A 12,899-nucleotide genomic window follows, 5' to 3' on the forward strand; every position below is an offset into this window, starting at 1 on the left:
ACCACGCTTGACCTCGCCCGTCCCCCTGGCCACATCGAAAGCCATGACGACAAGCTCGAACTCATTTCCCGACTGGCACGGCACCACCATCCTCGCGGTGCGCAAGGGCGGCAAGACCGTGATCGCCGGCGACGGCCAGGTTTCCATGGGCCAGACCGTGGTCAAGGGCAACGCCCGCAAGGTGCGCACCCTGGCCGGCGGCAAGGTGCTGGCCGGCTTCGCGGGCGCCACGGCCGACGCCTTCACCCTGATCGAGCGGCTCGAGGCCAAGCTCGAGCAGTATCCCGACCAGCTGGCCCGCGCCTGCGTCGACCTCGCCAAGGACTGGCGCACCGACCGCTACCTGCGCCGCCTGGAGGCCATGCTGCTGGTCGCCGACAAGGACGCGATCTTCACCGTCACCGGCGTCGGCGACGTGCTGGAGCCCGAGACCGGCGTCGCCGCGATCGGATCGGGCGGCAACTACGCCCTGGCCGCGGCGCTGGCCCTAGCCGACACCGAGCTCTCGGCCGAGGACGTAGCCCGCAAGGCCATGGGCATCGCCGCAAAGATCTGCGTCTACACCAACGGAGAGCTGACGGTTGAAAGCCTGTAGCCTGATCCTGGCTGCGCTTCTCGTCTCGACCCCCGCCCTGGCCGAAGTTGATCCCTCGCCGGTCGTCGCCGCCGAGCGCGCCTTTGCGGCCGATGGACTGGCGCTCGGGATCAAGCGCTCGTTCCTCAAGCATTCGACGCCCGACGCCGTGCTGTTAGCGCCTGACCCGGTGACCCCGCAGAAGCTCTATGGGCCGCGCCCGGACAAGCCTCATCCGCCGCTGGTCTGGTGGCCGCTTTGGGCGGGGATCGCCCGCTCAGGCGACCTCGGCTTCACCACCGGCCCGACCACCTTCGGCGGCAAGGACAACGGCTGGTACTTCACCGTCTGGGCCCGCCAGGCCGACGGCGGCTGGAAGTGGATCTATGACGGCGGCGCGCCCAGCGCCCATGGCGACGCCGCGCCGCAAGGCTCCGACCCCGCCTATCTGGCCGCATCAACCGGACCCGAGGCGACGCCCGCCGCCGCCATGGACGCCGTCCGCCAGGCCGAGGCCGAGTTGGCCCTGGCGGCCGCGACGGACTCCGCCGCCGCCTATCTGGCGGTCCTGGCGCCCGACGCCCGCGTCGTCGGATCGCCCGCCGTCCCGGCGACCACCCCGGCGGCGGTGAAGGCCGAGCTCGCCGCCCGCGCCGGCGCGATCGCCTTCTCCCCGCTCGGCGGCCGCGCCTCCCAGGCCGGCGACCTGGTCTGGACCTACGGCGACGCCCGCTGGACGGAGGGCTCCAAAGATCGCCGCGGGCACTATGTCCGCATCTGGCAGAGCCGCGCCGACGGCTGGAGGCTGGTCTTCGATCAGATTCTTCCTGTCGCCGACGCCGCCTGATGACTATTTAGCGAGCCATGACCGAGTTTTCCCCCCGCGAGATCGTCTCCGAGCTCGACCGCTACATCGTCGGCCACCCCGACGCGAAGAAGGCCGTCGCCGTCGCCCTGCGCAACCGCTGGCGCCGCCGCCGCGTCCCCGCCGACCTGCGCGACGAGGTGACGCCCAAGAACATCCTGATGATCGGCCCGACCGGGGTCGGCAAGACCGAGATCGCCCGCCGGCTGGCGCGCCTGGCCCAGGCGCCGTTCCTGAAGGTCGAGGCCACCAAGTTCACCGAGGTCGGCTATGTCGGCCGCGACGTCGACCAGATCGTCCGCGACCTGGTCGAAAGCGCCCTGGCCATGGTGCGCGACAAGCGCCGCGCCGCCGTGCGCGCCCGCGCCGAGGCCGCCGCCGAGGAACGCATTCTCGACGCCCTCACCGGCCCTGGCTCGACCGCCGCCCGTGACAGCTTCCGCAAGAAGCTGCGGGCCGGCGAGCTGAACGACAAGGAAGTTGAGCTGACGCTACAGGACAGCGGCGGCGGCATGCCGATGTTCGACATTCCCGGCCAGCCGGGCGCCCAGTTGGGCATGCTCAACCTCGGCGAGATGATGGGCAAGGCGTTCGGCGGCCGCACTAAGACCCACAAGACCACCGTGGCCGGCGCCCACGCGCCGCTCATCGCCGAAGAGAGCGACAAGCTGCTCGACCAGGAAGCCCTGACCCAGGAAGCCCTGGAGCTGGCCGAGAACAACGGCATCGTGTTCCTCGACGAGATCGACAAGGTCGCCACCAGCCGCGAACGATCAGGCGGCGCCGACATCAGCCGCGAGGGGGTGCAGCGCGACCTGCTGCCGCTGATCGAGGGCACCACCGTTTCGACCAAGTACGGACCGGTGAAGACCGACCACATCCTGTTCATCGCCTCGGGCGCCTTCCACGTCGCCAAGCCCTCGGACCTGCTGCCCGAATTGCAGGGCCGTCTGCCGATCCGCGTGGAGCTCAAGGCCCTGACCCGCGACGACTTCCGCCGCATCCTCACCGAGCCGGAAGCCAACCTGATCCGCCAGCAGCAGGCCCTGCTCGCCACCGAGGGCGTGACCCTTAAGTTCACCGAGGACGCCGTCGACGCCCTCGCCGACGCCGCGGTCACCGTCAATGGCAGCGTCGAGAACATCGGCGCCCGCCGGCTGCAGACCGTGCTGGAAAAGGTGCTCGAAGAGATCAGCTACACCGCCTCCGACCGCGACGGCGAAACCGTCAACATCGACGCGGCCTATGTGAAGGAACGGGTCGGCGGCCTGGCCCAGAACACCGACCTCAGCCGTTTCATCCTCTAACCAGGGTTTTCCCTGAAGCTGGGCAAGGACTTAACCCCCTTGCCCAGTCGGCGCTTTCGGCTCTCAATCGCTGCGACATCGCAGGGAGGCCGTGCATGCAGGTCGAACTCGCCGAAGAGCGCATCTTCCGCATCGCCGACCGCTTCAGCCTGGAGCACGCCGAAGGCCGGGCCTGGTCAAAGCGACTTGAGGCGTTCGGCGCCCTGGCGCGCGTCAGCGGCCTGTTCAGCCAGCCCAGGGACGACGACTTCGCGGTCATCTATCGCGAGCGGCGGCTGCAGCCGTTCTGGCGGATCGCCGTCTCCACGGCGACCGCCTACGAACGGCGGCGAAGCTATGCGGTCCCCGTCCCGCCCGAGGTTCGCCAGGTCACCATCGACGGCAAGACCATCGCCGCCGCCGACGGCAAGTTCGCCCTCGAAGGCCTGGAATCCTGCCGCGAGGAAGCCCGCCGCGAGGTGTTCATCGACGGTTTCAGCAAGCAGGTCCTGCCCGCCCTGGCCGTCTACCTCCAGCATGACGCCATCGAAACCGACGCCAACGCCCTGGCCAAGGCCATCGGCGAGGGGATGGTCGTGGTCCCGCCCCAGGCCAAGGCCTCGATGGTCGTGCGCGACGTGGTGGCTTCGGCGATCGGCAAGATCGACGCCGACACCGTGACCGAGGAGCTGGTGCGGGTCGAGGCGGTCGACCTCTACTATCGGCCGATCCACGCCTTCCGCTATCGCCGCGCCGACAAGGAGGCGGTGGTCGAGTTCGACGCCATAACCGGCGAGGCGCGGGTCGGCGGCGCCACGTTCGAGCAGTACCTGGGCAAGGCGCTGGAGCCGCGCTTCCTGCTCGATGTCGGGGCCGAGACCCTGAACTTCGTGGTGCCCGGCGCGAACCTCGCCAAGCTGATCATCGTCAAGGGTCTGGAAATGAAGGGCGCTCGCCCGTCCTGAGCTCAGCCGCGGCGCGCGTCGTAGATCGCCCGCTCCAGGGCCCGCGCGAAGTCGGCCCGCTCCACCGGGCTCAGCGCTCCGGCCACCGAGGCGTGCCGCCCCGACATCGCCAGCCGCACGCCGTGAACGACATCGTCCTCGTCGATCTCCAGGGCGACGCGGGTGAATGCGGTCGGGCTCTCCCAGATCACCTCGCTGGACTTCGGCGTCTCGCGCACCACCCGCACCTCGCGCGCGGTCACCAGGACCCGCTCGATCTTCTTGGCGGCGGCATAGCTGGCCGCGAAGGCCGCGATCACCGCCAGCACGTCGAGACCCAGGAAGATCGGCACGAAGGTCGCGCCCATCGACAGGAAGACGCCGGCGGCGACACAGTTGAAGAGCGTGACGATGCCGATCAGCACCACGAAACCCCTCTGCGACAGCGAGCGGTTGGGCGTGATCACGGCGTCCATGTAGACGAGACCATCCATCGAGACCGCACTCTAGTGCGGGACCGGCGGAAGTGGAATCCGCTTCCGCACCCCTTGGCGCCCCGCGCGACGCGGGCGATGGTCGCCCCGCCATGGCCAAGTCCGTCACCAAGAAGCGCATCTCGCCGGCCGAAAAGGCCCGCGTCGAGGAACTGTTCCACCGCTTCCTGTCGCTCAGCGACGACCCGCGCACCGAGCTCAACTACGACAGCCCCTACACCCTGGTCGTCGCCGTCGCCCTGTCCGCCCAGGCCACCGACGTCGGGGTCAACAAGGCCACCGCCAAGCTCTTCCCCGTCGCCCACACGCCCGAGGACATGCTGGCGCTCGGCGAGGAAGGGCTGATCCCCTACATCAATTCCATCGGCCTCTTCCGCACCAAGGCCAAGAACGTCATCGCCGCGGCGAAGATCATCGTCGAGCAGCATGGCGGCGAGGTCCCGCTGAACCGCGAGGACCTGATGGCGCTGCCGGGAGTGGGCCGCAAGACCGCCAGCGTGGTGCTGAACGAGCTGCGCGTGGAGCCGGCCATCGCCGTCGACACCCATGTCTTCCGGGTCGCCCACCGCCTGAAACTCTCGTCGGGCAAGACCCCGGACCAGGTCGAGGCCGACCTGATGACCATCGTGCCCGAGCCCTATCTGACCCGCGCCCACCACTGGCTGATCCTGCACGGGCGCTACACCTGCGTCGCGCGGCGGCCCAAGTGCGAGGAATGTCCGGTGGACGACCTCTGCCCGTCCAAGATCCTGTTCGTCTGAACCTGCGAGCCCCATTTTCGTAAGGCCATGGCCCACCATCTGCCGCTCAACGCCCTGCGGGTCTTCGAGGCCTGCGCCCGCAACGGCAGCTTCCTTGGCGCCGCCGAGGAACTGGCCATCACGCCGGGCGCGGTCTCGCGGCACATCAAGGGGCTCGAGGCCGAGCTGGAGACGCGGCTGTTCGACCGCTTCAACCGCGCCGTTCGCCTGACCGAGGCCGGCGAGCAGTTGGCCGTCGGCGTGCGCCAGGGTCTGTCGACCATCCAGTCGGCGGTGGACGCGGTGCGCTCCAAGCGCGATGCGCCCCTGGTGGTCACGGTGCTGCATTCGCTGGCCGCCCGCTGGCTGGTGCCGCGGCTGCACGACTTCCAGCGCCGCTATCCCGACGTGCAGATCCTGGTCGCGGCGTCCGACCTGCCCGCCGACCTCGCGCGCGAGAACATCGACGTCGCCATCCGGCTCGGGCGCGGCCCCTATCCCGGCCATCAAGCCACCCACCTGTTCGACACCCTGATGACCCCGGTGTGCAGCCCGGGCCTGGTCGAGACGTACGGGCCCTTCAACCATCCCAACGACCTTCGCGGCGTCACCCTGCTGCACGATGTGCTGATGCTGCCGGAAGAGCCGGACTGGGCCGACTGGCTTCAGGCGGCCGGCGCCGACCGGGTCGATCCCAATCCGGGACCGCGCTTCTCCAACACCTATCTCGCGGTCGAGGCGGCCCTGGCCGACCGGGGCATGGCGTTCGCGCACAAGGCCATGGTCATCGACGACCTCGCCAACGGCCGGCTGGTCCAGCCGTTCGACCTCACCCTGCCGAGCCCCTTCAGCCACTGGATGCTGTCGCTGCCGGAAAAGGCCGATCAACCCAACATCCGCCGCTTCCGCGCCTGGCTGCTGGAACAGGCGCTGGCCGACGGGCTCGCTTTCGCCAGGTGATCTGAAGTCAACTGACTAGCGCTAAGCTCGTTTGTCGCAGCGCAGCAAATCTGGGAGTTTACGGGCGTTCGCCGCTGTAGGAGCCCCCCCCGTGACCTGCACCTATCCTCAATCGATTGAAATTTCGCGCACCGGCCTGTTGCGCGACGTAATCCTCGTCTTCGCCGTCGCCGTGATCGCCTCCCCCGTGGTGATCGCGCTTTTGGGCGCGGCCTGACGAGCGCGGGCCGGCCCCCTTCCTCCAGCCGGCCCGCTCCCTTTCTCCGTACGCGGCAAGACTCCTGGCGCACGGCTTGCAATGATCGGGACGTGCCGTCCCTGTCCGATTTCATCCCGAGACGACCGACCCCGCGCCTGCCGCGGGTGAACTGGCGCGCGGCCACCCTCACCGTTGTGATCATGGCCAACCTCTGTCTCGGCGGCTGGTTCGCGTTCGACCGCGCCTTCTTGCAGGACCTGCCGCAGGTCCCGGACAAGGAAGCCCTGTGGTCGATGGGCCGCCCTCCAGGGCTGACCTTCGTTGGTCCCGACGGCCAGGTGATCGGCCGCCGCGGCCCGCGCCACGGCCCGCCAGCCCGGCTCGCTGAAATGCCTCAGCATGTGCCGCTGGCCTTCCTGGCCATCGAGGACCGCCGCTTCTACCAGCACGGGGCCATGGACCTGCGCGGCGTGCTCCGCGCCCTCAGCGTCAACACCCGCGCCGGCGCGGTGGTCGAGGGCGGCTCGACCATCAGCCAGCAGCTGGCCCGCAACCTGTTCCTGGCCCCCGAACAGACCGTGCGCCGCAAGGTGCAGGAGGTGCTGCTCGCCGCGCAGTTGGAGCGGATGCTGAGCAAGGACGAGCTGCTCGAGCTCTATCTCAACCGGATCTATTTCGGCGGCCGCGCCTATGGGCTCTCCGCCGCGGCCGAGACCTACTTCGGCAAGGCGCCCCGCGATCTGACCCTGGCCGAAGCCGCCGTCCTCGCCGCCCTGCCCCGCGCGCCGTCACGGCTCTCTCCCGCCAACGATCCCGACGCCGCCTGGGCCCGTGGCCAGCTGGTGCTGCGCCGGCTTGGCGACATGGCCTGGATCGACCCCGGCCTGGCCGCGCGCACCGCAGAGGGACCGCCCCCTCCCCTGACCCTGCTGGCGGCCGACGGCGAGGGCGACATGGCCTGGGCGTTCGACGCCGCCGCGGCCGAAGCCCGCCAACGGCTGGGCGGCGCCACGCCCGACCTCGTCATTCAGCTGACCGTCGACCCACAGGCCCAGGCGATCGCCGGCCATATCGTCCGCCGCACCCTGGCCCGCGAAGGCGCCCGCCGTGGCGCGCGGCAGGCCGCGCTCGTGGCCCTGGCCCCGGACGGCGCGATCCGCGTGATGATCGGCGGCGCCGACCACGCCGCCAGCCCGTTCAACCGCGTCACCCAGGCCCGGCGCCAGCCCGGCTCGGCCTTCAAGCCCATCGTCTGGGCGGCGGCCCTCGACCACGGCGTCCGTCCGATGGACTGGCGCCAGGACGCCCCGGTCCGTATCGGCGGCTGGCGGCCCGGCAACTACGGCGGCGGCTATCACGGCCAGATTTCCGTGCAGCGCGCGCTGCACCTCTCGATCAACACCGTCGCGGTGCGCCTGGCCCGCGAGGCCGGCCTCGGCGAGGTGGGCGCCCTCGCCCGCCGCTTCGGCCTAACCGGCGTGCCCGAGAATCCCGGCGGCTCGGTGGCGCTGGGCGCCTACGAAGTCACCCCGCTGGAGCTGGCCGGCGCCTATCAGGTGCTGCAGACCGGCGGCGGCAAGACCTCGCCCTATCTGGTGTCGAAGATCACCGACGCGCGCGGCAAGCTGCTGTTCATTCGCCCGCCCAGCGCCTCGGTCCCGATCTATCCGACCTACCAGGCGGCCCAGATGGTGCAGATGATGCGCGGCGTCATCCTGGCCGGCACCGGCCGCGAGGCCGGGTTCGGGCGCCTGGCCGCCGGGAAGACCGGCACCAGCCAGGATCACCGCGACGCCTGGTTCGTCGGCTTCACACCGGACTGGCTCTGCGCCGTTTGGGTCGGCAACGACGACAGCCGGCCGATGGCGCGCGTCACCGGCGGCCAGATCCCCGCGCACATCTGGCGCGACTTCATGCTCGGCGCCCATCGCGGCCTGCCGGACCTCGAGTTCAGCTGGTTCCCGGCTGTGCCGCCGCCGCTTTATGTGGAAGAGCCTCCGCCGCCCGCGCCGCTGCAGGACGCCTTCGGCCCGGTACGCCGCAACGCCATGGCGCGCGACGCCGACCTCCCAGCCGCCGAGACCGAAGCGACCCCGGTGGACTGGTCGGAAATCCCTTACTGATCGTCAGGTGATGCGCTTGACGCTCACCGGGTCGCTGCTCGGGAAGCTTTCTTCGAGACCCTCGTCCAGCAGCGCTTCCTGCCGATCCTCGGCGTCCTTCTGCTTCTCCGCGAGTTGATCGTGCTTTTCGTTCTCGCCCAACGGCCTTTCAGCCGGCCGGGCGTGCGGCGCCTGGCTCTTGTGGTCGGCCATCTGGGGCCGGCCCTCGACAGCGGCGTCAGCCGCCGCGGCGCCGGAACCGATCGCGTCGCCGCCGGTCTTGGGCTTGTCGCGCTTCAGTATCGACATTGCGGTCCTCCGTTTGCCCAGGATGAACTCATGGGACCAAAGGCGGTTGCCGCCGATGCGCCGCCTGCGTTGCTCCGCAGGGCCTTTCCCTGTAGGAGGCGAGGTCCGTTTCCGCGAAAGCCGACCTTCCCCGCATGACCGAGCTCTACGACGTCGCCGCCATCGGCAACGCCATCGTCGATGTGATCTCTCCGGCCACCGACGAATTCCTCACTCAGCAAGGCATGGACAAGGGCGCCATGATGCTGGTCGACGAGCAGCGCAGCGCGTCGCTGTACGCCGCCATGGCCGCCGGACTCGAAGCCTCGGGCGGCTCGGCCGCCAACACCGTCGCCGGCCTCGCCTCGTTCGGCGGCCGCGGCGCGTTCCTGGGCAAGGTCGCCGACGACCAGCTCGGCAAGGTCTTCACCCACGACATGCGCGCCATCGGCGCCCACTTCGACACCCCGCCCCTGCTGAACGGCAAGGCGACCGCGGTTTCGATGATCAATGTCACGCCCGACGGCGAGCGGACCATGTCCACCTTCCTGGGCGCCTCGACCGAGTTCGCCTCCGAGGACATCGACGCCGCCGTCGTCGAGGCCGCCAAGATCGTCTACCTGGAAGGCTATCTGTTCGACGCCGAGGCCGCGCGCCGCGCCTTCGCCAAGGCCGCGGCCCTGGCCCATGGCGCCGGCCGGATGATCGCCATCACCCTGTCGGACGGCTTCGTGGTCGAACGTCACCGCGAAGCACTGCTCGGCTTCCTGGAAACCCAGGTCGACCTGGTGTTCGCCAACGCCACCGAAGTGACCTCGCTGTTCCAGACCGACGACTTCGACGCCGCCGTGAACGCGCTGCGCTCCAAGGTGAAGATCGCCGCCGTCACCCGCAGCGCCCAGGGCTCTGTCATCGCCGCCGGCGGCGACACCTTCGAGGTTTCCGCCTTCCCGGTCGAGAAAGTCGTGGACACGACCGGCGCGGGCGACCAATACGCAGCCGGATTCATGTACGGCCTCGCCACCGGCCGGCCGCTCAATGTCTGCGGCCAGCTGGGATCGCTGGCGGCGGCCGAGGTGATCTCGCACTATGGCCCGCGGCCGCTGGTCAGCCTCAAGGACCTCGCGGCTTCGAAAGGACTCTAACGGATGGCCCGCACCGCGGAAGTGGTCCGCAACACCAAGGAGACCCAGATCACCGTTCGCGTGGATCTGGACGGCTCGGGTGTGGCTGATGTCGAGACCGGCATCGGTTTCTTCGACCACATGCTCGACAGCTTCGCCCGCTTCGCCGGCGTCGATCTCCATGTCCGCACCAAGGGCGACCTGCACATCGACTTCCACCACACCGTGGAAGACACCGGCATCGTCATCGGCCAGGCGATCAACAAGGCGCTGGACGGCTTCAAGGGCATCCGCCGCTTCGGCCACGCCTATGTCCCGATGGACGAGACGCTGACCCGCTGCGCCCTCGACCTCTGCAACCGGCCCTATCTGATCTGGAAGGTCGCCTTCAAGACCCAGAAGATCGGCGAATTCGACACCGAGCTCTTCAAGGAGTTCCACCAGGCGTTCGCCATGCACTCCGGCGCCTGCATCCATATTGAGACGCTCTACGGCGACAACAGCCACCACATCGCCGAAAGCGGTTTCAAGGCGCTGGGCCTCGCCGTCCGTGCGGCCGTCGAACTCGACCCCAAGTCCCATGGTCGCGCCCCGTCGACCAAGGGCGTCCTGTAGGAAAGTATCCCCTATGCAGAGCGTCGCCCTGATCGACTACGGGTCGGGCAACCTGCGCTCGGCCGAAAAGGCCCTCGTCCGCGCTGCGGCGGGAACGAGCCAGATCATCGTCACCAGCGACCCGGCCGCCGTGGCCGCCGCTGACCGCGTCGTGCTGCCCGGCGTCGGCGCCTTCGCCGCCTGCATGAAGGCGCTATCGGAACGGCCCGGCCTGATCGAAGCCATGACCGAGGCGGTCCAGGTCAAGGGCCGGCCCTTCCTCGGCGTCTGCGTCGGCATGCAGCTGCTGGCCACCCGCGGCCTGGAGTTCGGCGAGACCCCCGGCCTCGGCTGGATTCCCGGCGACGTCCGCCGCGTGGAGCCGACCGACCCGGCCGCCAAGATCCCGCACATGGGCTGGAACACCCTGATCGACCCGCACGGCCCCGCGCCGATCGCCGGCGTCGGCGAGGCCCCCATGTACTTCACCCATTCGTTCGCCTTCTTCCCGGACGATCCCGACGATGTCGCCGCCTATGTCGACCACGGCGGCAAGTTTCCCGCCGCCGTCGCCAACGGCCACGTGGCGGGCGTACAATTTCACCCTGAAAAGTCGCAAAGCGCTGGCCTCGCCCTGCTCGCGCGTTTCCTGGAGTGGCGACCGTGATCCTCTATCCGGCCATCGACCTTAAAGACGGCCAGTGCGTCCGTGTCCTGCACGGCGACCTCGACACCGCCACGGTGTTCAACAACTCGCCTGCCGCCCAGGCGACCAGCTTCGTCGAAGCCGGCTTCCACTGGGTGCACGTCGTCGACCTGAACGGCGCGGTGCAAGGCAAGGCCGTGAATGAGAAGGCCGTCGAGGCGATCCTCGAAGCGGTCTCGATCCCGATCCAGCTCGGCGGCGGCATCCGCAGCCTCAAGGACGTCGAGCGCTGGATCGAAGCCGGCGTGTCGCGCGTCATCCTCGGCACCGTCGCGGTGACCGAACCCGAGATCGTCCGCGAGGCCGCGCGCCTCTGGCCCGAGCAGATCGCCGTCTCCGTCGACGTCCGCGCCGGCAAGGTCGCGACCCAGGGCTGGACCGAAAGCTCCGACCTCGACGCCGTGACTGTCGCCAAGCGGTTCGAGGACGCCGGCGTCGGCGCCCTGATCATCACCGACATCGACCGCGACGGCACCGTCATGGGCTTCAACGTCGAGGCCTTCGGCGCCATCGCCGACGCCGTGGCGATCCCGGTCATCGCCGCCGGCGGCCTGGCCAGCATCGACGACATCATCAAGATCAAGGCCCGCAAGGGCGTGCCGATCGCCGGCGCCGTCCTGGGCCGCGCGCTCTACAACGGCGCGATCTCGCCGGAAGAAGCCCTGAAGGTCGCCGCCTAGATGCTGAAGGCCCCCAAATGCTAAAGGTCAGGGTCATCCCCTGCCTGGACGTCAAGGACGGCCGCGTGGTGAAGGGCGTGAACTTCGTCTCGCTGCGCGACGCCGGCGACCCGGTCGAACAGGCCACCGCCTATGACGCCGCCGGCGCCGACGAGCTGATGTTCCTGGACATCACCGCCAGCCACGAGCGGCGCGGCGCGATCCTCGACGTCATCGCCCGCACCGCCGACGTCTGCTTCATGCCGCTCAGCGTCGGCGGCGGCATCCGTCAGGTCGAGGACGCCCGCCGCCTGCTGCTGGCCGGCGCCGACAAGATCAGCGTCAACACCGCCGCGGTCGAGAATCCGGACCTGATCAGCGCCTGCGCCGACGCCTTCGGCTCCCAGGCCGTGGTCGTCGCCATCGACGCCAAGCGCACCGCGGAGGGCTGGAAGGTCTTCACCTACGGCGGGCGCACCGACACCGGGCTCGACGTGGTCGAATATGCGGTGAACGCCGTGAAGCGCGGGGCAGGGGAGATCCTGCTGACCTCCATGGACCGCGACGGCGCCAAGACCGGCTACGATCTCGACCTGCTGAAGGCCGTGACCAGCGCGGTCAACGTGCCGGTCATCGCCTCGGGCGGGGCCGGCAACGCCCAGCACATGGTCGATGCGGTCACCCAGGGCGGCGCCGACGCCGTCCTGGCCGCCTCGATCTTCCATTTCGGCGAGGTCTCGGTCGCCGAGGTCAAGCGCCAGATGGCCTTGGCCCACATTCCGGTCCGCATCACGGAGGCCGCATGAGCCGCTTCTCCGAGATCTTCGAGCGCCTCGCCGCGACCATTGAGGCCCGCAAGGGCGCCGATCCGTCCAGCTCCTACACCGCCAAGCTGCTCAGCGAAGGCGTCGAGCGTTCGGCCAAGAAGTTCGGCGAGGAAGCCGTCGAGGCGGTGATCGCCGCCGCCCAGAACGACCAGGACGGCCTGGCCGCCGAGAGCGCCGATCTGATCTATCACTGGCTGGTGCTGCTGGCCCGCGCCGGCGTCAGCCTCGACGAGGTCGCCGCCAAGCTCGAGGCGCGGGAAGGGACCTCCGGCCTGGCCGAGAAGGCTTCGCGCCCGACCTAGGCCGGCTTCCAGCGCATCTTCATGTAGATGTCGCCGTCTTCCAGTTCGTCCAGCATCTGCTCCAGGCGCCTTTGCCGCGTCTCGGGCTTACGCGCCCGGCCGATCCAGCCCAGATAGTCATTCCTCTGAAACGGCGGCCGCGCCTCGTAGGCGCCGATCAGGCCGCGCGCCTCCAGCGCCTGGCGCACCTCCGGCGGCATGGGGTTCCGGTCACGCTTCAAGGTCATGGGCGTCC

The 12,899-nt window shown here is 69.5% G+C and carries 17 protein-coding genes; 14 read left to right on the forward strand and 3 right to left on the reverse strand.

Annotated features, from left to right (window positions below):
- The first annotated feature begins 43 nt into the window (after positions 1-43).
- The 4 genes from hslV to ASC79_RS07140 all read left to right on the forward strand — a co-directional run bounded on the left by hslV (position 44) and on the right by ASC79_RS07140 (position 3,690).
- Positions 44-595: an ATP-dependent protease subunit HslV gene (gene hslV / locus ASC79_RS07125; protein ID WP_056024145.1), complete on the forward strand. Its 552-nt coding sequence runs from the start codon at positions 44-46 to the stop codon at positions 593-595.
- Entirely contained in the window at positions 582-1,421 is an 840-nt protein-coding gene (locus ASC79_RS21685) for a nuclear transport factor 2 family protein (RefSeq protein WP_056024141.1), read from the forward strand. The genes hslV and ASC79_RS21685 overlap by 14 nt, the downstream gene beginning before the upstream one ends.
- A 17-nt stretch (positions 1,422-1,438) precedes the next feature.
- Positions 1,439-2,746 carry an ATP-dependent protease ATPase subunit HslU gene (gene hslU, locus ASC79_RS07135; RefSeq protein ID WP_056024138.1) on the forward strand — a complete coding sequence of 436 codons (1,308 nt, stop codon included), beginning with the start codon at positions 1,439-1,441 and terminating at the stop codon, positions 2,744-2,746.
- A gap of 95 nt (positions 2,747-2,841) precedes the next feature.
- Positions 2,842-3,690 carry a hypothetical protein gene (locus ASC79_RS07140; protein WP_056024135.1) on the forward strand — a complete coding sequence of 283 codons (849 nt, stop codon included), beginning with the start codon at positions 2,842-2,844 and terminating at the stop codon, positions 3,688-3,690.
- Positions 3,691-3,692: 2 nt separating this feature from the next.
- Here ASC79_RS07140 and ASC79_RS07145 read toward each other — a convergent pair whose 3' ends face one another.
- Positions 3,693-4,163, reverse strand: coding sequence for a DUF2244 domain-containing protein (locus ASC79_RS07145; RefSeq protein ID WP_056024132.1), 471 nt, complete (start codon positions 4,161-4,163; stop codon positions 3,693-3,695).
- 92 nt (positions 4,164-4,255) lie between these two features.
- Between ASC79_RS07145 and nth the strand changes: the two genes are divergently transcribed.
- From nth to ASC79_RS07160, 4 genes are all read left to right on the forward strand, one after another.
- Entirely contained in the window at positions 4,256-4,924 is a 669-nt protein-coding gene (gene nth / locus ASC79_RS07150) for an endonuclease III (RefSeq protein ID WP_056024129.1), read from the forward strand.
- 27 nt (positions 4,925-4,951) lie between these two features.
- On the forward strand, positions 4,952-5,863 hold the full coding sequence (gene gcvA / locus ASC79_RS07155) for a transcriptional regulator GcvA (protein ID WP_056024127.1): 912 nt from the start codon (positions 4,952-4,954) through the stop codon (positions 5,861-5,863).
- A gap of 91 nt (positions 5,864-5,954) precedes the next feature.
- Positions 5,955-6,080 carry a hypothetical protein gene (locus tag ASC79_RS21625; protein ID WP_255352727.1) on the forward strand — a complete coding sequence of 42 codons (126 nt, stop codon included), beginning with the start codon at positions 5,955-5,957 and terminating at the stop codon, positions 6,078-6,080.
- Positions 6,081-6,172: 92 nt separating this feature from the next.
- A complete protein-coding gene (locus ASC79_RS07160) occupies positions 6,173-8,185 on the forward strand; it encodes a transglycosylase domain-containing protein (RefSeq protein ID WP_156378444.1) in 2,013 nt (670 codons plus the stop codon).
- Between the two features lie 3 nt (positions 8,186-8,188).
- On the opposite strand, the gene ASC79_RS07165 is transcribed toward ASC79_RS07160, so the two are convergent.
- Complete coding sequence (locus ASC79_RS07165; protein ID WP_235528794.1) at positions 8,189-8,473, reverse strand: hypothetical protein; 285 nt, start codon at positions 8,471-8,473, stop codon at positions 8,189-8,191.
- A gap of 134 nt (positions 8,474-8,607) precedes the next feature.
- On the opposite strand from ASC79_RS07165, the gene ASC79_RS07170 reads away from it, so the two are divergent.
- Genes ASC79_RS07170 through ASC79_RS07195 form a run of 6 tightly spaced genes read left to right on the forward strand, consistent with a single transcriptional unit; the run spans position 8,608 to position 12,664 of the window.
- Entirely contained in the window at positions 8,608-9,597 is a 990-nt protein-coding gene (locus ASC79_RS07170) for an adenosine kinase (RefSeq protein WP_056024121.1), read from the forward strand.
- 3 nt (positions 9,598-9,600) lie between these two features.
- Positions 9,601-10,191, forward strand: coding sequence for an imidazoleglycerol-phosphate dehydratase HisB (hisB, locus tag ASC79_RS07175; protein WP_056024118.1), 591 nt, complete (start codon positions 9,601-9,603; stop codon positions 10,189-10,191).
- Between the two features lie 13 nt (positions 10,192-10,204).
- Positions 10,205-10,837, forward strand: coding sequence for an imidazole glycerol phosphate synthase subunit HisH (gene hisH / locus ASC79_RS07180; RefSeq protein ID WP_056024115.1), 633 nt, complete (start codon positions 10,205-10,207; stop codon positions 10,835-10,837).
- Positions 10,834-11,556, forward strand: coding sequence for a 1-(5-phosphoribosyl)-5-[(5-phosphoribosylamino)methylideneamino]imidazole-4-carboxamide isomerase (hisA, locus tag ASC79_RS07185; RefSeq protein ID WP_056025101.1), 723 nt, complete (start codon positions 10,834-10,836; stop codon positions 11,554-11,556). The genes hisH and hisA overlap by 4 nt, the downstream gene beginning before the upstream one ends.
- Positions 11,557-11,573: 17 nt before the next feature.
- On the forward strand, positions 11,574-12,341 hold the full coding sequence (gene hisF / locus ASC79_RS07190) for an imidazole glycerol phosphate synthase subunit HisF (RefSeq protein ID WP_056024112.1): 768 nt from the start codon (positions 11,574-11,576) through the stop codon (positions 12,339-12,341).
- Positions 12,338-12,664, forward strand: coding sequence for a phosphoribosyl-ATP diphosphatase (locus tag ASC79_RS07195; protein ID WP_056024109.1), 327 nt, complete (start codon positions 12,338-12,340; stop codon positions 12,662-12,664). Before hisF ends, ASC79_RS07195 begins: the two co-directional genes overlap by 4 nt.
- Here ASC79_RS07195 and ASC79_RS07200 read toward each other — a convergent pair.
- The gene (locus ASC79_RS07200; RefSeq protein WP_056024106.1) at positions 12,661-12,891 is read right to left on the reverse strand and encodes a YdeI/OmpD-associated family protein; all 231 of its coding nucleotides are present in this window, start codon (positions 12,889-12,891) and stop codon (positions 12,661-12,663) included. The two genes, ASC79_RS07195 and ASC79_RS07200, sit on opposite strands and share 4 nt — an antisense overlap.
- Positions 12,892-12,899: the final 8 nt, after the last annotated feature.

Origin of the sequence: Phenylobacterium sp. Root1290, assembly GCF_001425305.1 — a bacterium.
GTDB lineage: Bacteria > Pseudomonadota > Alphaproteobacteria > Caulobacterales > Caulobacteraceae > Phenylobacterium.

Coding starts and splice junctions, on each gene's coding strand:
- hisB (WP_056024118.1), top strand. CDS start 9,601: ATGGCCCGCACCGCGGAAGTGGTCCGCAACACCAAGGAGACCCAGATC.
- ASC79_RS07200 (WP_056024106.1), bottom strand. CDS start 12,891: ATGACCTTGAAGCGTGACCGGAACCCCATGCCGCCGGAGGTGCGCCAG.
- ASC79_RS07165 (WP_235528794.1), bottom strand. CDS start 8,473: ATGTCGATACTGAAGCGCGACAAGCCCAAGACCGGCGGCGACGCGATC.
- hslV (WP_056024145.1), top strand. CDS start 44: ATGACGACAAGCTCGAACTCATTTCCCGACTGGCACGGCACCACCATC.
- nth (WP_056024129.1), top strand. CDS start 4,256: ATGGCCAAGTCCGTCACCAAGAAGCGCATCTCGCCGGCCGAAAAGGCC.
- hisH (WP_056024115.1), top strand. CDS start 10,205: ATGCAGAGCGTCGCCCTGATCGACTACGGGTCGGGCAACCTGCGCTCG.
- ASC79_RS07145 (WP_056024132.1), bottom strand. CDS start 4,163: ATGGATGGTCTCGTCTACATGGACGCCGTGATCACGCCCAACCGCTCG.
- ASC79_RS07195 (WP_056024109.1), top strand. CDS start 12,338: ATGAGCCGCTTCTCCGAGATCTTCGAGCGCCTCGCCGCGACCATTGAG.
- gcvA (WP_056024127.1), top strand. CDS start 4,952: ATGGCCCACCATCTGCCGCTCAACGCCCTGCGGGTCTTCGAGGCCTGC.
- ASC79_RS07170 (WP_056024121.1), top strand. CDS start 8,608: ATGACCGAGCTCTACGACGTCGCCGCCATCGGCAACGCCATCGTCGAT.
- hisF (WP_056024112.1), top strand. CDS start 11,574: ATGCTAAAGGTCAGGGTCATCCCCTGCCTGGACGTCAAGGACGGCCGC.
- hslU (WP_056024138.1), top strand. CDS start 1,439: ATGACCGAGTTTTCCCCCCGCGAGATCGTCTCCGAGCTCGACCGCTAC.
- ASC79_RS07140 (WP_056024135.1), top strand. CDS start 2,842: ATGCAGGTCGAACTCGCCGAAGAGCGCATCTTCCGCATCGCCGACCGC.